The organism is Enterovibrio litoreus (assembly GCF_045679545.1).
Classification (GTDB): domain Bacteria; phylum Pseudomonadota; class Gammaproteobacteria; order Enterobacterales; family Vibrionaceae; genus Enterovibrio.
In genome coordinates this window covers 706,330-727,480 of record NZ_CP166194.1, presented here as the reverse complement: position 1 = coordinate 727,480, position 21,151 = coordinate 706,330, and the positions used below count along the sequence as shown (strand labels likewise).

The window sequence follows — 21,151 nt, the reverse complement described above, 5'->3', positions numbered from 1 at the left end:
AGCCGCCGATTATACCTCAGTCTGACGCGTGACAAACATCGCATCGCCATAACTAAAGAAGCGATATTCATTCTTTACCGCCTCATGGTAGGCATTAATGACATGATCGTAACCTGCAAAAGACGATACCAGCATGATCAAGGTTGATTCCGGTAAATGGAAATTCGTTACCAGTGCATCAACTAGCTGCCACTCATAGCCCGGATAGATGAATATTTGCGTATCATCAAAAAAAGGCTTGAGGTCGGTTCCCTCCTTTTTTGCACGCTGCGCGGCACTTTCAAGAGAGCGAACTGACGTCGTGCCAACGGCAATTACACGATTACCACGCGCTTTTGCCGCCAACACAGCATCAACCACATCTTGCGGTACTTCTGCGTATTCAGAGTGCATGATGTGATCGTTAATATCGTCCACGCGCACTGGCTGGAATGTACCCGCACCAACATGCAAAGTCACAAAAGCGGTTTCAACGCCTTTCTCTTTTAGTGCTGCCAGTATTTTTTCATCAAAGTGCAAGCCAGCTGTTGGTGCAGCAACTGCACCTGGCTTTTGGTTGTATACCGTCTGGTAGCGTTCTTTGTCAGAATCTTCATCTGGGCGATCAATATACGGGGGTAATGGCATGTGGCCGACTTGGTTGAGAATATCCAGCACAGCTTGCTCACCATGGAAGCGGATCTCAAACAGTGCATCATGTCGCGCTACCATTTCCGCTTCGAATTCGTCATTTTCGCCAAGAAGCAATAGGTTGCCAGGCTTCGGGGATTTAGACGCACGCACATGCGCAAGGATCGATTTCTCGTCCAGCACACGCTCCACCAGCACTTCAATCTTGCCGCCTGATGCTTTTCGACCAAAGACACGCGCTGGGATCACGCGGGTGTTGTTAAACACCATGAGATCGCCAGGTTCAACAAGGTCGAGGATATCAGTGAATTGCTTATGGCTGAGTTCACCGGTATTTCCGTTCAGTTGCAATAAGCGGCTCGCCGTGCGCTCCGGTTGCGGATAACGTGCGATCAGTGAATCTGGAAGGTCAAAATGAAAATCGGATACTTGCATTGAAAAAGCCCCATTCTGCAGCAGCACGCTAGTATAGGGACACACGCTGCAATATCAAGCAAGATGGAGCTTGCTCGCCGAAAATCTGATACGTAAATTTGTCAGAATTTATGAAAAGAGAAAACGCCTACGTACGGCCACAATCATCACCATCATGACAGACAGCACGCTTATGCTTCCTCCCCCTTGTGACGACGAAATATCTGAAGGCGGCGGAACATCTGACGCATCAGGATAGGCTTCGTTCGATGGCGGTACGATTACTCTGTCTGAGTTCGAAAAAATATCTTGTTCAAACGTTTCATAGGGACGTTGATAACCGCCCTTGATGGAAGAGCGTATCCAGTCAGCGTAATGACTGACCTGAACAAAACCGTCTTCCGTATTTGGGTCGCCACAGCCATTATACTTATGCCGAAAACTCACCACACCAATTAGCCGATAACCACGATCATTGTCCCCAGCATGGTTTTGATCTTGCCAAACCAACGGTCCTCCCGAATCACCGTTACATATCCCCGCCCCTTCGCGTTGATTGGCACACACATAGGCATTTGCTTTGGTTAAATCATATGTGCCACCATTCATGACCCAGCGACATTGCCTGTCTGCGACACCATCTAAATAGGTGGACTGCAAATATCGGCTTATATAGCCGATTGTTGACGTTTTCCCCCAACCCGAAACCAATAAGTTTTGTTGTGTGCCTGCTGAGAATTCGAGCTCCGCGCTTGCATTCACGTTGGCATCCGCCAAGGCGATGGGTTTGGCATGTTCAGGTAGCACGCCATTGACACGCAATATGGCGATGTCTGCAATCAGATTTGTTGCATTGTAATCAGGATGGATCAACAACTCAGAGGCAGTAATGGCTTCTCCTCTCATGGTGGAATCGTCAATACCAGCCGTCACAGAGACATCTGATGCGCGTAAGTTCTCATCCACACAATGTGCCGCTGTCAGTACATAATTTGTTTTATCGTCAGGCGATGCTGTTATCAAGGTGCCGCCACACAGTGTTCCTTTACTCGTTGTCACAAGCACTTGCCAAGGCACATCAGCAATGGAAATTATTGATCCTTTTACAATGGCTGGCATTTTCTCATTCGCAAAGGCTAAGTGACTGCTTGTCACCATGCCTGCTAGCGACATGAACACGCTCAACAATGTCCACTTCATCATTACCACCCCAATAAAAAGACACATAGACAATTATTGAGAAACGGTAACGAGCAAGAGAGGAAGAATCACGCATTAAATGGTCAAAATTCAATCATGTGATTCCAATATGAGGCAGGCGTGTTAAATAAAATAAGAGAATAAAAGATCGGCACCAAAGTGGTGCAATAAGTGATATACGCAAGCAGCGTATTCCGTAGATGGCATCGATGTTAATCGGTCACAGGCAAGCAAAAAATGGTCATTAGGCAAAGTAAATGGCGAGATGAAAAGCCTGAATTCTTAGCGTTGTAAGTAAGGGAAAGTAGAAAAGAGAGAAAAAGATCAACTAACAAAACATTTGCTCGCTAAAGGTATAGCGAGCAAATACTTGACGCATTAAGCAGTAGTATTACGAAATATGTAAACGCCTACGCAAGGCAAACACGCTTAAAAACAGCACAACGAGCCAATGTAACGCACCACCACCACCGCCGCCAGATACGGGAGGAACTACATTATCATCGGAAGGGTATTGAGGCTCAACTGGCGGGTTATCAAACGGATTGTAGCGTGAAGATAGGTCAAAGATATCTTCACTAAATGAAGGACTTGGTGATTGATAACCCCCAATCATATTCTTACTGATCCAGTCAAAATAAGTGCTAATTTGGGTAAACCCATCTTCAGAACTTGTACTTCCACAACCATAAAGGCTACTAGAAAAACTCACAATGCCGACAGCTCGGTATCCACGGTCTGCATCACCAGCGTAATCTTTATCTTGCCAAACAAGAGGGCCGCCAGAATCTCCCGAACAGATTCCCGCAGTGTATGATTTATCCGCACAAACATAAGCGGCTGAAAGTTCACCGCTATCTGCGCCAGATACATTTGTCCAACTACAGGTATTGTCATCGACGCCATTCATTGTTGTTTTTAATAACGCCTCGGTGATGCGACCACCTGTAGCTGTTGCACCCCACCCTGAGATGTATAAATTATCTTGAGCAGCACCAACAAACTCTTGATCTAATTCATCTTGCCTACCTGGTGGAAGAATTTTGATCGGTTGAGCATTCGGGGGGAGTCCTGCCGCTAATCGAACGAGCGCAATATCGCCCGTAAACATTTCATTGTCATAATCTTCGTAAACACTAATATTCGCGACCGCAATGCCCGTTCCCGCAAAACTGATTTCTTCAAATCCAGCGAAGACTCTTACATCTCGCGTAGAGAAACCATCGACGCAGTGCGCAGCAGTGAGTACGTAACTTTCTGAAATAATGATCCCACCACACGCAAAGTAGCCTTTGACATCATTCCCAATATCAAGAAATGCCTGCCAAGGTGTCGATGCAATAGACGCATAATCACCACCAATGATCCTTGGATCTTTTGTGTTTTCCGCAAATACTGAGCCCGCGGCACTCAGAGTCAAAAAAACAAACGCAGCCTTCCTTTGCCAAGTTTTCATGGTTATTCCTCGCCAACATTTCTTAGAGCAATAAGAGACGGTATCTCAAGATTGCACAAAGAAAAAGCTGACAAGGACGATCATGCGGTCTTTTTCTCGACTTTACAGCGGTGTACAATAAGTAAAACTCACGACGAGGCGTCACAGATCTAGTTTTTGGAAAACCGAATCAGAAAGCGCTCACTAAAATGGCACGCTGGGGTTGTTCGAACAAAGAAGATCGAGAAGAAAACATCTGCGGAAAATTGTGATTACGAAGAGCCAAAGCAGTGCACTTAGCCCTACTTCCCCACCTCCACCACTCGACGATGAAGAAACAGTCACCACCTGTGAACTATTACTCGCACAGCTTCCAGCCTGACAACTGCTGATCCAGTCAATGTAATTGGAGACTTGGGTATACACATCAGGGAACGCATCGGCTGCGCATTGGAAATTGACGCCGAAACTGACGATGCCCACCAGCGTTGCACCGCCATCTGAATCCGCTGCGCGAGAGGGGTCAAACCAAACCAAAGGGCCGCCAGAGTCGCCATTGCACGCCCCTTTTCCCGTATCCTGAGCGCAAAAATATTTGCTCTGGTAACCCGACACATTGGTGACTGTCGACCCCCAACTTGTTGCGCACGATGAGTCCGAAACCGTTGATAGCGACGCTTTTTGTAAAGCAGTCGTCGACGTGCTGCGGCCGGTATCTATGTAGCCCCAGCCCGTTAGCAACAAGTCTTTCTGGGATAAATCAGCCGTGGCATCGACCGCAGATTGAACCTGAGAGCTCGCCAACACAACACTTGATGCGTTTCCATGTACCGGTGATGAAAGCTTGATAAGAGCAATATCATTGGCAAGGGTTTTCTTGTCATAACTACTGTTGGCGTAGATAGATTCAACGCTAGATTGGTAGTTGGCGAAATTCGAACCAAAGAGTTGCGCCGTTCCCGTGTACACGGAGACCGAATTGGCAGACGCCAAACCAAACGAATCGTTCTCATCAGCCGTGTCTAGACAATGGGCAGCAGTGAGTATCCAATAGTTCGAGAGAACCACACCACCGCAGTATAAATTCCCGATTCGAACAAATGCCTGCCACGGCGCATCCGCTATCGCAGCATTTGAACCACCTACCACATAGGGCGATCGCTCAGCACTATGGGCAACAAAGGTCATTAAAAAGATAAGTGTCAGAACAAAACGTTTACGCATTTCTAACAGCCCTCATCACAGTGTATTTACCCAAGCTGCCCTAGATGCTCGGGGATACGTCAACATGGAGCACACGCCTGATTGCTGCTACTTGCGGAACAACAATGTACTGACGGAACAGCAATGTACTGACGGAACAACAATGAAAATCCGAAAACATGGTCAAACAGATCTTTGATTAGGGTCACCTTTCATGCGCCATAATTTGGCTACATTCGACATATGCCCCTTATTTTTATATGTCTTCTTGGAGGCCATATGCTTACAGTCAAAGAAATGATGACACCAGAACCCATCACCTTATCTTCTAAGCATACGATAAATGACGCAAAGCGCCTGATGGATTCAAAACGTATTCGCCACATCCCTATTGTGTCTGACACCCATCAATTGCAAGGCCTTGTCACACAAAGAGATGTGTTGGCTGCGCAAACATCTAGCCTTGAAAAATCGCTGGGAAACAACGATCCGATGAAGGCGCCTCTCTCTCGTTTTCTGCAGCGCTCGTTATATACCGTTGCCCCATCCGCTGGGCTGAAATCCGCGGCATTATTTATGCAACAGCACAAGATTGGTTGCTTGCCTGTCGTCAACGATGACGAGCTGGTGGGAATTATTACAGATACCGACTTTGTTGCGATTGCCATTAACTTGCTCGAAATCCAAGAGGACTCCGAGCCAATGGAGGTAGACGAGATGCAAGAAAACATCGCCTAAACGCAATGTTTAGTCACGACAAAGACGCGATGACTGGTCATACTCGTTAGCACTGTGTTCAAGCCGACGTTAAGGCACTCATCAAGCGAGGCTGATTGAATTATCTTGCGCACTTGCATGTTGCATCAAGCTGTAAAAGTCAGCTGCTTGGCAACCTGTTGGCGGATTTTGTTAGAGGGAAACCAGACGGTCTCTATTTACCAGAAACCGTCGAAGGCATTTATCTGCACCGCTTCGTTGATGGTTATATTGATGCGCTGGATGACATAAAGGTCTGTCGCGCCCTCTTTCCGCCCGAGCTTTATCGATACAGCGCCATTGCACTCGATATTTTCTGGGATCACGCACTAGTCACCCAATGGGAAGCTTTTCACGACACGCCTTTGGAGTGCTTTGTTCAACAAGCAGAAGCTGCCTGCCAAAAAGCGTCTGACTTAGAACCCTCCCCGCTGCCTGATCGCTTTGCATTTCTGTCCTCGAGGATGTGGCAAGAGCGTTGGATCCAGTCCTACGCGGATATCAACACCCTGCCTTTTGTTTTAGAGCGCATGTCCACGCGAAGCCCAAGAATGAGCCCACTTGCCGATACCGCAGCAGTATTGATTGCCCATCAAGATCAATTGCTCGATGCCTTTCCACCTATTTACCGCCAAGTGTTGAACGCTGCATCAGCGTTTAGTGAGACGCAAAAGCTTGAAAAATAGAAGATGAAAAAAGAGATGCAAGATGCAAGATGCAAGACAAAGGTTAAAAAGAGAATAAAAAAAGCGACCCGAAGGTCGCTCAAAGCGTGGATTACGAGGCTCGATTAAATTGGCCTCTTTAGACTCGTTCTACAAACACGTATTGGCTGTCTACGCGTTAATTAAAACTGATCTTCTTCGGTTGAACCTGTCAATGCTGTGACTGACGAGTTACCACCTTGAATCGTGTTAGTCATGGTATCGAAGTAACCGGTACCCACTTCCTGTTGGTGAGCCACGAACGTATAACCGCGCGTTGCCGCTTCAAACTCAGGACGCTGAACCTTTTCAACGTAGTGGCGCATGCCTTCACCCTGCGCGTAAGCGTGAGCCAATTCGAACATGTTGTACCACATGTTATGAATACCAGCGAGCGTGATGAATTGGTACTTATAACCCATGTCTGACAGCTCTTGCTGGAAGCGTGCAATGGTGTCTGCGTCCAGGTTTTTCTCCCAGTTGAACGACGGCGAGCAGTTGTATGCCAGCAGCTGATCTGGGTATTTCGCATGAATTGCTTCCGCAAATTGACGCGCTTCTTCCAAATCAGGTTTAGCTGTTTCACACCAAATCAAGTCAGCATACGGTGCATAGGCCAGGCCACGTGAAATGGCTTGCTCAATACCCGCGCGCACTTTGTAAAAACCTTCTGACGTGCGCTCACCCACGATGAAGTCTTTATCGTATTCATCGCAATCAGACGTCAGAAGGTCTGCTGCGTTCGCATCGGTACGAGCAATCACAAGGGTGGTGGTGCCTGCAACGTCGGCAGCAAGGCGAGCTGCAACCAGTTTTTGAACGGCTTCTTGGGTAGGAACCAACACCTTACCCCCCATGTGACCACATTTTTTCACTGACGCCAGCTGATCTTCAAAGTGAACACCGGCAGCGCCAGCTTCAATCATTGAGCGCATCAGCTCGTAAGCATTCAAAACGCCACCAAAGCCCGCTTCTGCATCAGCTACGATAGGCAGGAAGTAATCCGTACCCTCTTCAGGCGTACCGCCTTTTGACCACTGAATTTGGTCAGCGCGACGGAACGAGTTATTGATACGTTTAACCACTGCTGGTACAGAATCAACGGGGTACAGTGATTGGTCTGGGTACATGCTTGATGCGGTGTTGTTATCCGCTGCAACCTGCCAGCCCGACAAATAGATAGCTTCAATGCCTGCTTTCGCTTGTTGGACCGCTTGTCCGCCAGTCAGTGCGCCAAGGCAATTCACATAGCCTTTTTTCGCTGAACCGTTCACCAGTTCCCACAGTTTGTCGGCACCACGTTGAGCAATCGTCTGCTCAGGGATGAAAGAACCGCGCAGCGCAACCACTTCTTCAGCTGTATAGGTGCGTTTTACGTGTTTCCAGCGTGGGTTCTCAGCCCAATCTGTTTTCAAAGCGTCAATTTGCTGCTGTCTTGTCAAAGTCATTGTGATTCCCTCTCTCAATGTTTCAGTCAATTTTGAAGTGGTTTAGTCCAGCAATTCGTATCCAGACAAGGTTAAGAAATCAGCCAGCTCGTCACTGGTCGTCAGCTGTTCCATCAAACTGGCGGCCTGCTGGAATTTCCCTTGATTGAATACGTCTTCCCCTAACTCGTCTTTAAGCACCGACATTTCTTCTGCTAGGCAATCTCTGAAGAAATCTGCTGTCACGGTTTTGCCGTTGCTCAGTGTTTTGTGATGCTTGATCCACTGCCAAATAGAGGCGCGTGAGATCTCTGCTGTCGCGGCATCTTCCATCAGGCCGTAAATGGGCACACAGCCATTACCTGAAATCCATGCTTCGATGTATTGCACCGCCACACGAATGTTGTGACGCATACCTTCCTCAGTGCGGTCGCCATCACAAGGGGCAACCAACTCCGAAGCAGTAATCGGTGCATCTTGTTCACGCATCACATCAAGCTGATTCTTACGCTCGCCAAGTGCGGAATCGAAAACGGCTTTGGCGGTATCAGCCAGGCCTGGGTGGGCAACCCAAGTACCGTCGTGGCCGTTCTTCGCTTCGAGCGATTTATCAGATTGAATCTTGTCCAATACCCACGCGTTTTTCTCTGGGTCTTTCGATGGAATAAACGCTGCCATGCCGCCCATTGCCATTGCACCGCGGCGGTGACAAGTCTTCACCAACAGGCGTGAATAGGCATTAAGAAACGGTTTTTCCATCGTGACCACCTGACGGTCCGGTAAGACACGGTCAGGATGGTTACGGAAGGTTTTTATGTAGCTGAAAATGTAGTCCCAACGGCCACAGTTCAGCGCCACAATGTGATCTTTTAAGCTGAAGAGGATTTCATCCATTTCGAACACAGCGGGTAGCGTCTCGATCAACACGGTTGCTTTGATCGTGCCACGCGGTAACTCGAAATGATCTTCAGTGAAACAGAACACATCGCTCCACCACGCCGCTTCTTTATGCGACTGCAGCTTAGGTAGGTAGAAATATGGGCCTGAGCCATTTTCTAAAAGCGCTTTGTAATTACGGTAAAAATACAAACCGAAATCAAACAATGCGCCGGGAATAGGTTTACCGTCGAGCAATACGTGTTTTTCTTTCAAATGCAGGCCACGTACACGGCAGATAAGTACCGCTGGGTCTTCGCTTAATGCGTACTGCTTACCGTTGCTAGGGTTTTCATAGGAAATGGTACGATTAATCGCATCAGTCAGGTTGCGTTGACCTTGAAGTACCGGCCCCCATGCTGGAGAAAACGAATCTTCAAAATCCGCCATGAATACTTTTACATTGGCGTTCAATGCGTTGATCACCATTTTTCGCTCGGGAGGCCCTGTGATCTCTAATCGACGATCTTGCAAATCTTCGGGGATACCACGAATTTTCCAAGACTCTTCACGAATATTTGCTGTTTCGGCAAGGAAATCAGGTAGCTCACCAGCATCAAATTGGGCCTGACGCGTTTCTCGAGCCGCCAATAAGGCCGGTACGCGGTCAGCAAAACGTACAGACAAAGTATGGAGAAATGAAAGCGCATCATCAGTCAAAACATCGGATTCTTGCTGAGTGATCGGCGGAACGCATGAGAGTTCCTGTGAAGCCTGTTGTGCATGTGTATCCATAAACTGCCCTCCAATTCCATTTGTAACTAAATCACAACAATATCAGTTATTGCCGCACTGCTTCGATTTCTTTCATGTCGCCGAAACACACAATTAAACTGACGTAAATAGCGCGGAACGTCAACACCTCAAGTCGAATTAGACTTAAGTATAAAATGATTTAAAACCCTTAAAATCAATCAATTACCACAAAATAGAGTTTTAACTCAAAACACTGAATTAAAACAAATCTCAGATTCTTCTCCCGTTTGTGATCTTTTCATCCTTTGGTGCCATTTTTGTAATGACTTACGTAATTAAATTACCAATGACAATCATAAGCCAAACACAAAACAAGCCTGTTTTAAACGTAGCAGCAGAACCGTGATTTTGCAGAAATTCTTTCTATAACAAAAAGTTAACATAAGTGAAAGATATTAACACCCAACAAAACTTCTCACTAAGTGCTTAATAATTGAAAAAAATTATGTCGCGATACCGACTTAATTTAATTTCAGGAATGCCAATGAGTTACCAAACCATTAACAGAGCATTCGTCCAATAACTGAATAAAAACTAGTGGAACGAACCAAAGTTATAAGGAAAAGCAATGGGAGGTAAAGAATCTTGAAAAGTCAGAGGTAATTTCATCGTTTTAGGTCATGTAACACATAACTAACGTAATCATTTACCTCTGAAGTAAACCAACAAAACATAGATCGAGGCAATATGATGAAGCCGGCACTATCGCATCGGTTAAAGTAGCGTTTTAACCAAATCAGCCAAGGCTTCAAAGGTTGGCTTGCGGCTGGATGTAGGACGCCACACCAAACCGATATCACGATACGCCTTTCTACCCGGCGGCTCTACGACCACCAAGTCAAGGTTATCTAATAAGCCGTGATTGATGGCCATCTGGGGAATAAAGGTAGAGCCTAGGCCATTGGCAACCATTTGTACCAATGTATGCAAGCTGGTTGCTGAGAACGGATTGATTTTTTCTGTGGTGGTTAACTGGCACGCCGAGACAGCATGATCGGTTAGGCAATGTTCGCGTTCAAGCAAAAAGACGGATTCATCAGGAAGATCGGCATAGCGTATTGGTACATTCACTTTTTCTGCCTGAGATTTGCTCAGTACCATTTTGAAAGCATCAGCGCCCACCACTCGACTTTCCATGCCGCCAATATCAACGGGCAAGGCTAAAATCAGCACATCCATTTCACCACTTTTCAGCGCAGCCAAAAGGTTAATCGTGGTGTCTTCACGAAGCAGTAAGTCCAACTCTGGAAAATGCTGATTCACCGCTCGCACCAAATCACACAGCAAAAACGGTGCAATGGTCGGAATACAACCCACGCGCAGCTTGCCTTGCATCGGTCGCTCACGCACTTGAGTAAGCTCCATCAGATCTTGGCTGCGCGCCAAAATTTCCCGACTTCGCACCACAACGTCTTCTCCGATGGCGGAGAAAACCAGCGTTTTGTTATCGCGCTCAATAAGTTGAGTGCCGATCAGATCTTCTAAGTTCTGAATGCCGGAACTTAGTGTAGACTGACTAACGAAACATTGTTTGGCCGCCTCACCAAAATGACGCGTTTCATGCAGTGTGACGAGGTAGTGTAGCTGTTTGAGAGAAGGGAATTTTGTCATCGATTTTTCCGATTGCAATAATCTATTAAATTCACTTTTTCCAATCTAACAGTTCCACTATAGTTTGTCCTGTTCATAGATGAATTAAGGCGTTATCGCCTGACAACACACATTTTAGGAGCTGAGAAATGGTACTAGTAGGCCGTCAAGCCCCAGATTTTACTGCAGCAGCAGTACTGGGCAATGGTGAAATCGTAGATAACTTCAACATGAAAGAATTCACCAAAGGTAAGAAAACGGTTCTTTTCTTCTACCCACTGGATTTTACTTTCGTATGTCCTTCTGAGCTGATCGCTTTTGACAAGCGCCACGCTGACTTCCAAGCGAAAGGCGTTGAAGTTATCGGTGTTTCAATCGATTCTCAATTCTCTCACAACGCATGGCGTAACACTGCTGTTGAAGACGGCGGTATTGGTCAAGTGAAATACCCATTGGTTGCTGACGTTAAGCACGAAATCTGCAAAGCATACGACGTTGAGCACCCAGAGGCTGGCGTTGCTTTCCGTGGTTCTTTCCTGATCGACGAAGATGGTCTGGTACGTCACCAAGTGGTTAACGACCTGCCACTAGGCCGTAACATCGACGAGATGCTACGCATGGTTGACGCATTGAACTTCCACCAGAAAAACGGTGAAGTTTGCCCAGCACAGTGGGAAGAAGGCAAAGCAGGCATGGACGCATCACCTAAAGGTGTTGCAGCGTTCTTGTCTGAGCACTCTGACGACCTGTAATATTTTTGGCTAACTGTTTCACGCAGTTCCCCCTAACTAACGCGTAAGCGTAAAGCCGAAAGTCAGCGAAAAATAGAATGAGGCCCGGACCACCGGGCCCTTTTTTTTACCCAAATTTTACATCCTACCCGCTTCTCTTTCTTCGCTAACTCCCTGATGATGTTCGCAGTCATTTTTAGAGGAATGCGTAATGTCTGTATTGATCGAAGTCTGTATCGATAGCCTTGAATCTCTTCCTATTGCACAAACTGCAGGTGCGGGCCGTATTGAGCTATGCAGCTCATTAGCCACAGGTGGATTAACCGCCAGCGCGGGTTACATGAAGCAAGCTGCTCGTGTTGCTAATATTCCTGTGTACGCAATTATTCGTCCTCGTGAAGGGGATTTCCTGTTTTCCAGCGCCGACATAGAGATCATGCTGGAAGACATTCATATCGCTAAACAGGCAGGGTTAAACGGTGTGGTGATTGGGGCTCTGCGTGCCGATGGAAAAATCGATGACGTCGCCGTAAAAGCCATGATCAAGGTCGCTTCTGGTATGGGTATCACCTTCCATCGCGCCATCGACCATTGCTCTGCCCCGTTTGAGGCACTAGAGTTCTTGATGACTCATGGCGTCGAACGCGTGCTGACTTCTGGCCTAGCCAAGCGCGCAGACGAAGGCATTAACACGCTAAAAGACATGGTTAGACTGACCCAAGGCCGACTGAGCATTATGCCTGGCGCTGGCGTTTCTCCTGACAATGCAAAGCGTATTATTACTGAAACCGGCGCAAACGAAATTCACCTTTCAGGAAAAACGACTCGCCCTTCGCTAATGAGCTATCGCAACGAAAAAGCCACGATGGGCAGTGGTGAAAGTGACTTCGCTATCACTGTGACGAACCCAGAGATCATTAAACAGACGGTTTTGGCGCTGCAATAAGACAAGCTCGCACTTTTCCTGCAGGGGGATTGCAATGATCCCCCTTCCTTCTTAGGGTGAACAAGACCAAGTAGCACGTCACCTCAAGCTCCTTGGCTTCACAACGCATAAGGAGTTGCAGCTGAATGGCAAAAACAGAGAAATCCGATCACACACCCAAAAAACGCAAACTCACAAAAGAAGCCTACGAAAACACGCTGGCCGATCTTCAAACTGAACTCGTAAAACTTCAAGAGTGGGTAAAACACCAAGGGCTAAAAGTCGTGGTGGTGTTTGAAGGGCGTGACGCCGCTGGAAAAGGTGGCGTGATCAAACGCATCACCGAAAAACTCAACCCTCGCGTTTGCCGTATTGTCGCATTGGATAAACCCAACGAGCGAGAACGCACACAATGGTATTTTCAGCGTTATGTCGCGCACCTGCCTGCGGCCGGGGAAATCGTATTGTTTGACCGCAGTTGGTACAACCGTGCTGGGGTGGAAAAAGTGATGCGGTTTTGCAGCGACGACGAATATGAAGAGTTCTTCCGAACATGCCCTGAGTTCGAGCGCATGCTGCAGCGATCTGGCATTATCTTGCTGAAATATTGGTTCTCTGTTTCCGATGAAGAACAAGAAAAACGCTTCCAAGAACGTATCGATACGCCAATGAAGCGCTGGAAATTCAGCCCCATGGATTTAGAGTCTCGCAGCCGCTGGGTGGCTTATAGCGAAGCCAAAGATCGTATGTTCTCCTATACAGACACCAAAGAATCACCTTGGTGGGTGGTTGACGCCGACAACAAGAAACGCGCTCGCCTCAACTGCATATCCCATCTGATTTCCAGCATTCCTTACGAGGAAATTCACTACGACAAGATCGAACTGCCAGAGATCAGCAAAGAGGGCTACGTGCGTGTGCCATTAGAAAGCCAAAGCTTTGTGCCGGATGTAACAACCAAGCTGGAATAACACCTCGAACCTCGAACCTTCAACAAAAAGCGCAATCTGAAAAGGTTGTGCCTTTTTTATCTAGCCTTTTTTATCTAGCATTTTTTCATCTGAAATTATTTCATCTGAAATTATTTCATCTGAAATTATTTCATCTGACTTTGTTTTATCTGGCTTTTTTTTCTGTCTGCGCACCTTTTTAGGCATCGCCAAAAAGCCGTCTCCCTTCCCTATTCTGTCGGTTATTTGGCGCTGATTTGCCCCCACTGCCAATTCATCACTGTGATTTGTGGGACTGCTTCAAATAACGATACCTTCTCATCACTCACGCGTTAATCCATCTATATATTCCCGCCCCATCGTTCACTAATATCAATAACAAGCAGATGAAAAAGAAACAGTTAGCATGCCTGATCACGGCATTACTCGCAGGTGTTTGCAGCCCAGCCGCACTGGCTAGCACACAAAACGCTCAAACCGTTTACTTTAATCAAAAGGCCCTCCCTTCCGATACTCAAGGCACGCTTGCCGCCAGTGTCAGCATGGCACAGAGCGTTATTATGCCGACCGTGCATGGCATTGAAGGCGATCGCCAGCCACACGTTGCCGCGTTGCGCAAAACGCTGGTGATTTTCGAACCCCATACGCGTGAAGTTCGCCAAGACGAAGAGATCACGGTTGTCGTGAAAAACCACCAGGGTAGCGAAGTACACCGAGCAACCATGCTCCCGCCTTCGGCACAGCCAAAACCCACGGGCCAGATCGACATAGACATGACCATTGTTGTGCCAGAGAGCTACGCGCACCGTATCTCTTCACAGCACGCCATCAGCGCTATCGCAGGCACACAAGGGCAGGCTGAACTAAGCGCACTGCTAACCGAACATGGCACGCTTGAAGTCGCAACAAGCAATGGCAACTTTGCTTATGACTTTATGCTGCCAGAAGGCGCCGATCTTGATGGAAAGATCGTGACCTTCTCCTCACAAGCTGGCTACAATTCAACCATTCGATACTCTCATGGCGCTGACACCCTCAGCCAAGGCAATCGCATCACCTATAACAATGTGGGCGGGCTTTGGTACGCGCAATCTGATGTTGATTATGGCAAGCTGGCTTACAGTAACAACGCTTATACAACGGTACTTCCGGCCGAAGTCATTAAGCCCGGCTTGAGCCTGACGTTCAGCAATGGTGATCGTGAAGGTGTCGTGGAAGGCATTAAGATCGGTGCAAATACCACACTGATCATCAACACGGTAGACGTTGGTCTGCTAACTGAACCACGTGGTGAGTTCCGTTTTATGACCGATGAGAAACTGCATCGTGATTACTTCCAGTCAATCCAAATCAGCAAACTTATCGTCAACCCTTACGCACCGATCCATCTGGAAGAAATCATGTTGCCGGATGGTCGCCTATTAGTCGATGTTGACCCAAGCGTGGCCGATGCTTACGGCAGTGACTCGCACTATCGTATTGCCCGCGAGTTGATCTCTTCGGGTATCAACAGCGCCAACTACGGCGTAAACAGTGCTGATGTGATGAACAGCTCTGTGTGGAATATCAGTGCGCCCTATCATGCGGCGCAAGTTACCGTTAATAACGCCATCGGCAATTACAGCAACGGGCTTATCACACACGGCATGCTGGGTTCCTACGCAGGTGTGGCGTCAGTTGTTAGCTCAACGGGCAATGAATTCAGCCATGAAGTCGGTCACGAGTTTGGCGCTGGCACACACGCAGCAGCGCACTATCTGGGCGGTTTTGCTGGCTCAGTGCATAACCGTTCAACCAACATCAATGCGACTTGGGGTTGGAACCTGTTCGACAACACCTTCCTCCCCAATCTCAGTAAAGGGCGAAACAACGGCTCATCGTGTTATGAAGGTCAATGCGCGGAACCGTTCGAAGGCCACAGCTTTGGCTGGGGAACCATGGCCGGTGGTTGGCCATTGCACCCGAATGGCAACGAATACACACTTCACACCCCTTACGAGCTGAATGTGTTTCAGGGCTTTATGGAAAGCAAAGCTAACTTTGACCCTTCATCCCCAACGGGTTTCAGTAAGTGGGACAAAGAAACCCAAACCATGCAGCCTTGGGGTAATAACCTGTCCGATGATCTCAACCTTTCTGTGACTACCGTGAGTGGCAACAATGAGCTCGCAGCGTTTGGCCCAGACAATCGCAAATTTCATGAATTGTTCGAGACCGTTAATGCCGTTCGCATTCAAACAGGCAACGGACATTGGGCGCGTGATTTCTACCTGCCTGCAGACAACGCCTTCGAAGGTAAAATCGTGGTATTTAGCTCCAGTGCGGGCTACAACTCCCATATCCACATTGGCGATACTTCCATTTTGCTGTCCAATGGCAACAAACACGCATTCCGTTTCGAGTCCGGCCAATGGATAGCCGTAAATAACGGCATACTTGATAAAACCGTTGCCCGCGTGCCAGAAAAGCAAGGTGTTGCTGTCACCACGCTAGTCGGCTACTACGACCCAGAAAACACGCTACCAAGTTACATTTACCCAGCCCTTCACGGCGCTTATGGCTCAGTGTATGTCGATAACTTCAGCGTTTCCTCGTGCCAGTTGGACGTACTCACACAGAAAGGCGGCACCAAGACCTACAACTTGCACAACCGCCGTTTCAAAGAAGGCCTGATGAACCGCTTCCATATCAATGTGGAAAGTGCTCTATCTCCTTATCGCGCCGAGCTTTACTGTAACAATCAATTGCTTCATAGCATCACAGTGACCGAGCCAGCTTTGGAACTTAAAGCCGGCATAGTAACGACAGAGCGAGGTGAAACACCGACGATTTCAGGCGTTAGCGATATCACTCTGCAACAAGGTGACGCATTTAATGCGCTCGATAGGGTTACTGCGTTTGATGCGGAAGATGGCGACATTACCGCCAAGATTGAGGTTATCGGCAACGTTGATACCCAAACGCCGGGCAGCTACTTGCTGACGTATCGCGTAACTGACAGCGAAGGTCAAACGGTTTCATTAACCCGTACCGTAACCGTGGAAGCAAGTGCGGTTTGTATCACCAACTGGGATAAACACACCATTTACGTAGGTGGCGACAAAGTTTCACACAACCATGTCGTATGGTTAGCGGGTTGGTGGACCAAAGGTGAAGAGCCAGGCACGACGGGTGAATGGGGCGTTTGGAAACAAACTGACGACAACAGTTGCGGCGACCCAGAACCAACGCCTGATCCAGATCCAGAAGTGACACCGCCACCACCAGGCGAATACCCAGCGTATCAACCGGGCTTTGCGTATCAGGAAGGGGATATCGTGAAAGGCAGTGACAACAAACTGTATCAATGCAAGCCTTGGCCAAACTCCGGCTGGTGCTCAAACCCAAGCTATGCACCGGGTAGAACGCCGTTTTGGCAAGATGCCTGGAACTCGTTCATCTAAAAAGAACGGAACAAAAAAGCGGTGACCATGTTCACCGCTTTTTTCTATGTTTATCTATATCTATATCTATATCTATATCTTTGTCTTCAGACGAATGTCAGTTGAAACCCGCTAATCCCCCTTTCGCATCGGGTTGAGCTTTCCGCCCGTCACAGGGTCAGATTTGCCTTCCGCTTTCATGCGTTCAGCGCGGCGGCGACGGATCTCTTTCGGATCAGCCATCAATGGGCGATAGATTTCAATGCGATCGCCATCATGCACCAAAGCATCTAGCTTCACTAAGCGACTAAATACACCCACTTTGTTCTTTTTCAGATCAATCTCAGGGTACACGTCCAAAATGCCAGAATGACGAATAATGTCTTCCACATGCATATCAGGCGTCACAATCGCCTTAAACACCCGCTGCTCATTCGGCAACGCGTAAATCACTTCAATATGCAGCAACTTTTCATCGCTCATAAACGACTCTCGCCCTTTGCGTAAAGGCCGTCACCATGTTTACAGCCAACTCGTTAAATACTCGGCCAAACGCCATCTCCACCAAACTGTTGGTAAATTCAAAATCCAGATTCAGCTCGATTTTGCAGGCATCCGCATCCAGCGACGTAAAATGCCAGCCACCGACCAACTTGCGGAACGGGCCATCGACCAGTTCCATTTTAATCGCTTGTCCTTCCACCAACTCATTACGTGTGGTGAAGGTTTTGCGGATGCCCGCCTTGGCCACATCCACCGACGCTGTCATTGCCCTGTCGCTAGCTTCTAACACACGCGACCCAGAGCAACCCGGCACAAACGCAGGATAGGCTTCGACATCATTCACAAGCTTAAACATTTGATCTGCACTAAACGGCACGAGTGCAGAACGGGTAATTCGCGGCATACCATCTCCTCTTTGCCTGATGCCACATCATATCATCGGAGCGTATTTATCCCCAAACGTCTTAAAAATGCAGACGATAGACCATCTTTTAGCCACCTAAACCGTCCTTTCTGTGAACGACGCTAGCGAGAATACAAAATTCCTATAAAAACTATATCGCCCGTCACTACCACTACGTATAATGCCGCCATTATGGTAAAGAAAAATTCAAAGAATAAAGCGGGCAGCAATACAATTGCGCAGAACCGCCAAGCTCGCCACGAATACTTCATTCAAGATGACATTGAAGTCGGGCTAGAGCTACAAGGCTGGGAAGTGAAATCCCTACGTGCTGGCAAGGTCAACATCACTGAAAGCTATGTGTTTTTCAAAGATGGCGAAGCCTACATGTCGGGTGCCACTATCACACCACTTAATGTTGCCTCTACTCACGTAGTGGCTGACCCTACGCGTATTCGCAAATTATTGCTAAAACGTCGTGAACTAGACACACTGATGGGCAAGGTTAACCGTGAAGGTTATACCCTTGTTGCTTTATCCCTATACTGGAAGCAGTCATGGGCTAAACTGAAAGTTGGTCTGGCAAAAGGTAAAAAACTTCATGACAAACGTGATGCTTCAAAAGATCGCGATTGGGAACGCGATAAAGCGCGTATCATGAAGCATTCATCCAGATAAACATTGACGCAGCAGAGCTTTATGCTAACATCTGCGTCATAAAAATTCCGGGGCTGATTCAGGATTCGACAGGATCAAGAAGGCTCGTGGAGCATGCCGAGGGGCGGTTTGCCTCGTAAAAAGCCGCAAAAAAATAGTCGCAAACGACGAAAACTACGCACTAGCAGCTTAATAACCTGCTAGAGCCTGCCCTCCATAGCCTCTGTCTGTAGGACGTGGATCAAGGGCAGTCAAACCCAAACAGAATCGCGTGGAGGCTTACACCTAATAGCCAAAGCGTTAAAACTAAATTAGGTATGTCATTACATAGCGTGTCTATTCGCAGTGTGGTGCCGAGAATAAAGATAGACTAAGCATGTAGCGCCATTAGTTAGACTGATTTTGGACGCGGGTTCAACTCCCGCCAGCTCCACCAAATCGCGATTTAAAGACGTCCTCGGACGTCTTTTTTCTTGCCTGTAAACCATTAAAATCAATAACCTACCATCCATTTAGGTCCATTAACGTCCAACTATTGCTTTGATTTTTGGGTACACTGAGGTGTACACTGGCAAAAAGGAAGCGAGAGAGGTGTACCCATTATGGCAAAGGTCACTACCAAACTGACAGATAAGGAAATTAAAGCCGCCAAACCCAGAGAGAAGGAATACGTTCTCTTTGATGGTGATGGTCTGCGGCTCAGGATAAAGCCTTCAGGCTCAAAGCTTTGGCTTTTCAATTACAAACGCCCCTACTTCAACAAACGCACCAACTTAAGCCTCGGCGCTTACCCTTCTGTTTCCCTCTCTCAAGCACGCAAAGCGGTTATTGAAGCCCAAGTCTTACTCGCACAAGACATCGACCCAAAGGTACACCGCGACGAACTGCAAAACAAAGAAGTGGCCCTGACTGAACACACGGTCGAAAACATTAGCCGTCAATGGTTTGAGCTTAAACAGCACCAGGTCACCGAAGGTTACGCCGAAGACATTTGGCGTTCATTGGAGAAACACGTTTTTCCGCGGCTTAGCAGTGTACCCATTACCAAACTGACTGCCCCGCTTGTTATTGAGATTTTAAGGCCGGTGGAAGCCTCAGGTAGCCTTGAAACCTTAAAGCGCATTGTGCAGCGAATGAACGAGATGATGAACTATGCCGTTAACTGTGGCTTTGTCCATGCAAACCCGCTAACAGGCATAAGTGCTGCGTTCAAAAAGCCCAGCAAACAGAACATGGCCGCGCTTGAACCTGCGGAACTGCCTGAGCTGATGGCCGCTATTGCCAACGCCAGCATCAAACGTACGACGCGTTGTTTGATTGAATGGCAACTGCACACCATGACACGGCCAGCGGAGGCGTCCGGTGCACGATGGGATGAAATAGATCTCGATAACAACGTTTGGACCATTCCCGCGGAGAGAATGAAGAAGCGCCGCGAGCACCGTGTCCCATTAACGGAGCAAGCACTCACCCTCCTAGAAGTCATCAAACCAATAAGCGGTCATCGAGAGTTTGTGTTTCCTTCCGATCGAGACCCAACTAAACCTTGTAATAGCCAAACCGCCAATATGGCGTTAAAGCGTATGGGATTTGCCGGAAGGTTAGTTAGTCACGGCTTGCGCTCGCTTGCCAGTACAACGCTCAACGAACAGGGCTTTGATCCAGACTTGGTAGAAGCAGCGCTAGCACACGTCGACGATAACCAAGTACGCAGTGCTTACAACCGCACTGACTACTTAGAGCGCCGTCTTCCGATGATGTGCTGGTGGAGTGGACATATTGAGGAAGCGTCAAAAGGCAGCCTCTCTGTCTCAGCCCTTCCCAAGCTAAAAGTCATCTAAAACAAAAAAAAGAGAGAGCCGTAGCCCCCTCTCTTTTTTGTCTCAATGGCGCCGCTCAGCGACTTTTTGTTCAAGCCAGTCATGGATTTCGCTCTCGACCCAAGCAACGGAGCGACAACCAAGGGACACCTGCCCAGGAAATCGCTTGTCGTTGATATAGTTGTAGATACTTGAACGTGAAAGCCCCGTTACTGCCATCACTTCTTTCAACCGAATCAACTTAATAGGTTGCTTTTGCATAAAATCACCTCGACGTTAATTGCTTCGGGGAGGTGATATATATCTGAGTTTACTTTTATTGTCCGTTTCAGGTGCTTAAACTAATGCCTTTAAAGAACACAAAAGAATCCTCAGGCAAGTAAATGAAACTTATCAACACCTATGACACAAAAGATGAAGGCGAAGCGGCATTAGCCAAAATTGATGAGCCAAAGCGACTTGCCAGCGAACGAGACGCCACCGAGGTTATCTATAACCTTTTCGGAACGCCAAACTGGGGAAATTTCTACAAATTAGGTATGTTCGATTTGGACACACTCAAAACCATCGTCGAACAAAAGAGAAACGGACAGCCATATGATGAAAAAAAGCACCGTGAAATCATCACGATGCTTCAGTATGTTGCAAGCTCATTTGAACTCAATGTTCCTGAGCATTGGTTATGACA

The 21,151-nt window shown here is 47.7% G+C and carries 20 protein-coding genes and 1 other RNA gene; 10 read left to right on the top strand and 11 right to left on the bottom strand.

What is annotated here, in order from left to right:
* Positions 1 to 9: 9 nt before the first annotated feature.
* From queA to AB8599_RS03045, 4 genes are all read right to left on the bottom strand, one after another.
* Positions 10 to 1,065: a tRNA preQ1(34) S-adenosylmethionine ribosyltransferase-isomerase QueA gene (queA, locus tag AB8599_RS03060; RefSeq protein ID WP_407332343.1), complete on the bottom strand. Its 1,056-nt coding sequence runs from the start codon at positions 1,063 to 1,065 to the stop codon at positions 10 to 12.
* Positions 1,066 to 1,173: 108 nt separating this feature from the next.
* Positions 1,174 to 2,247: a S1 family peptidase gene (locus AB8599_RS03055; protein ID WP_407332342.1), complete on the bottom strand. Its 1,074-nt coding sequence runs from the start codon at positions 2,245 to 2,247 to the stop codon at positions 1,174 to 1,176.
* Positions 2,248 to 2,635: 388 nt separating this feature from the next.
* On the bottom strand, positions 2,636 to 3,700 hold the full coding sequence (locus tag AB8599_RS03050) for a S1 family peptidase (RefSeq protein WP_407332341.1): 1,065 nt from the start codon (positions 3,698 to 3,700) through the stop codon (positions 2,636 to 2,638).
* Positions 3,701 to 3,883: 183 nt separating this feature from the next.
* Positions 3,884 to 4,903 carry a serine protease gene (locus AB8599_RS03045; protein ID WP_407332340.1) on the bottom strand — a complete coding sequence of 340 codons (1,020 nt, stop codon included), beginning with the start codon at positions 4,901 to 4,903 and terminating at the stop codon, positions 3,884 to 3,886.
* Positions 4,904 to 5,161: 258 nt separating this feature from the next.
* On the opposite strand from AB8599_RS03045, the gene AB8599_RS03040 reads away from it, so the two are divergent.
* Positions 5,162 to 5,620: a CBS domain-containing protein gene (locus AB8599_RS03040; protein WP_407332339.1), complete on the top strand. Its 459-nt coding sequence runs from the start codon at positions 5,162 to 5,164 to the stop codon at positions 5,618 to 5,620.
* A 95-nt stretch (positions 5,621 to 5,715) separates the two neighbouring features.
* Complete coding sequence (locus AB8599_RS03035; protein WP_407332338.1) at positions 5,716 to 6,324, top strand: ACP phosphodiesterase; 609 nt, start codon at positions 5,716 to 5,718, stop codon at positions 6,322 to 6,324.
* Between the two features lie 161 nt (positions 6,325 to 6,485).
* Here the strand turns inward: AB8599_RS03035 and aceA are convergent, their stop codons facing one another.
* The 3 genes from aceA to AB8599_RS03020 all read right to left on the bottom strand — a co-directional run bounded on the left by aceA (position 6,486) and on the right by AB8599_RS03020 (position 11,072).
* Positions 6,486 to 7,790 (bottom strand): isocitrate lyase, encoded by a 1,305-nt coding sequence (gene aceA / locus AB8599_RS03030; protein WP_407332337.1) that lies wholly within the window; start codon positions 7,788 to 7,790, stop codon positions 6,486 to 6,488.
* 42 nt (positions 7,791 to 7,832) lie between these two features.
* A complete protein-coding gene (gene aceB, locus AB8599_RS03025; protein WP_407332336.1) occupies positions 7,833 to 9,440 on the bottom strand; it encodes a malate synthase A in 1,608 nt (535 codons plus the stop codon).
* A 735-nt stretch (positions 9,441 to 10,175) separates the two neighbouring features.
* Positions 10,176 to 11,072 carry a hydrogen peroxide-inducible genes activator gene (locus AB8599_RS03020; protein ID WP_407332335.1) on the bottom strand — a complete coding sequence of 299 codons (897 nt, stop codon included), beginning with the start codon at positions 11,070 to 11,072 and terminating at the stop codon, positions 10,176 to 10,178.
* Positions 11,073 to 11,200: 128 nt separating this feature from the next.
* Between AB8599_RS03020 and AB8599_RS03015 the strand changes: the two genes are divergently transcribed.
* The 3 genes from AB8599_RS03015 to ppk2 all read left to right on the top strand — a co-directional run bounded on the left by AB8599_RS03015 (position 11,201) and on the right by ppk2 (position 13,678).
* Complete coding sequence (locus AB8599_RS03015) at positions 11,201 to 11,803, top strand: peroxiredoxin C (RefSeq protein ID WP_407332334.1); 603 nt, start codon at positions 11,201 to 11,203, stop codon at positions 11,801 to 11,803.
* Between the two features lie 190 nt (positions 11,804 to 11,993).
* A complete protein-coding gene (locus AB8599_RS03010) occupies positions 11,994 to 12,728 on the top strand; it encodes a copper homeostasis protein CutC (RefSeq protein ID WP_407332333.1) in 735 nt (244 codons plus the stop codon).
* A gap of 125 nt (positions 12,729 to 12,853) precedes the next feature.
* On the top strand, positions 12,854 to 13,678 hold the full coding sequence (gene ppk2, locus AB8599_RS03005; protein ID WP_407332332.1) for a polyphosphate kinase 2: 825 nt from the start codon (positions 12,854 to 12,856) through the stop codon (positions 13,676 to 13,678).
* Positions 13,679 to 13,738: 60 nt separating this feature from the next.
* Here ppk2 and AB8599_RS03000 read toward each other — a convergent pair whose 3' ends face one another.
* Entirely contained in the window at positions 13,739 to 13,924 is a 186-nt protein-coding gene (locus AB8599_RS03000) for a hypothetical protein (RefSeq protein WP_407332331.1), read from the bottom strand.
* 119 nt (positions 13,925 to 14,043) lie between these two features.
* Between AB8599_RS03000 and AB8599_RS02995 the strand changes: the two genes are divergently transcribed.
* Entirely contained in the window at positions 14,044 to 17,100 is a 3,057-nt protein-coding gene (locus AB8599_RS02995; RefSeq protein ID WP_407332330.1) for a M66 family metalloprotease, read from the top strand.
* Positions 17,101 to 17,211: 111 nt separating this feature from the next.
* Here AB8599_RS02995 and AB8599_RS02990 read toward each other — a convergent pair whose 3' ends face one another.
* Positions 17,212 to 17,562, bottom strand: coding sequence for an RnfH family protein (locus tag AB8599_RS02990; RefSeq protein ID WP_407332329.1), 351 nt, complete (start codon positions 17,560 to 17,562; stop codon positions 17,212 to 17,214).
* Entirely contained in the window at positions 17,552 to 17,986 is a 435-nt protein-coding gene (locus AB8599_RS02985; protein WP_407332328.1) for an SRPBCC family protein, read from the bottom strand. The genes AB8599_RS02990 and AB8599_RS02985 overlap by 11 nt, the downstream gene beginning before the upstream one ends.
* 192 nt (positions 17,987 to 18,178) lie before the next feature.
* Between AB8599_RS02985 and smpB the strand changes: the two genes are divergently transcribed.
* The 3 genes from smpB to AB8599_RS02970 all read left to right on the top strand — a co-directional run bounded on the left by smpB (position 18,179) and on the right by AB8599_RS02970 (position 20,484).
* On the top strand, positions 18,179 to 18,664 hold the full coding sequence (gene smpB / locus AB8599_RS02980) for an SsrA-binding protein SmpB (protein ID WP_407332327.1): 486 nt from the start codon (positions 18,179 to 18,181) through the stop codon (positions 18,662 to 18,664).
* Positions 18,665 to 18,713: 49 nt separating this feature from the next.
* Positions 18,714 to 19,079, top strand: a transfer-messenger RNA (tmRNA) gene (gene ssrA, locus AB8599_RS02975).
* Between the two features lie 166 nt (positions 19,080 to 19,245).
* Positions 19,246 to 20,484 carry an integrase domain-containing protein gene (locus AB8599_RS02970; protein ID WP_407332326.1) on the top strand — a complete coding sequence of 413 codons (1,239 nt, stop codon included), beginning with the start codon at positions 19,246 to 19,248 and terminating at the stop codon, positions 20,482 to 20,484.
* A 42-nt stretch (positions 20,485 to 20,526) separates the two neighbouring features.
* Here AB8599_RS02970 and AB8599_RS02965 read toward each other — a convergent pair whose 3' ends face one another.
* Positions 20,527 to 20,724: a helix-turn-helix transcriptional regulator gene (locus AB8599_RS02965; protein WP_407332325.1), complete on the bottom strand. Its 198-nt coding sequence runs from the start codon at positions 20,722 to 20,724 to the stop codon at positions 20,527 to 20,529.
* 122 nt (positions 20,725 to 20,846) lie between these two features.
* Between AB8599_RS02965 and AB8599_RS02960 the strand changes: the two genes are divergently transcribed.
* Positions 20,847 to 21,149: a hypothetical protein gene (locus tag AB8599_RS02960; RefSeq protein WP_407332324.1), complete on the top strand. Its 303-nt coding sequence runs from the start codon at positions 20,847 to 20,849 to the stop codon at positions 21,147 to 21,149.
* Positions 21,150 to 21,151 lie beyond the last annotated feature (2 nt).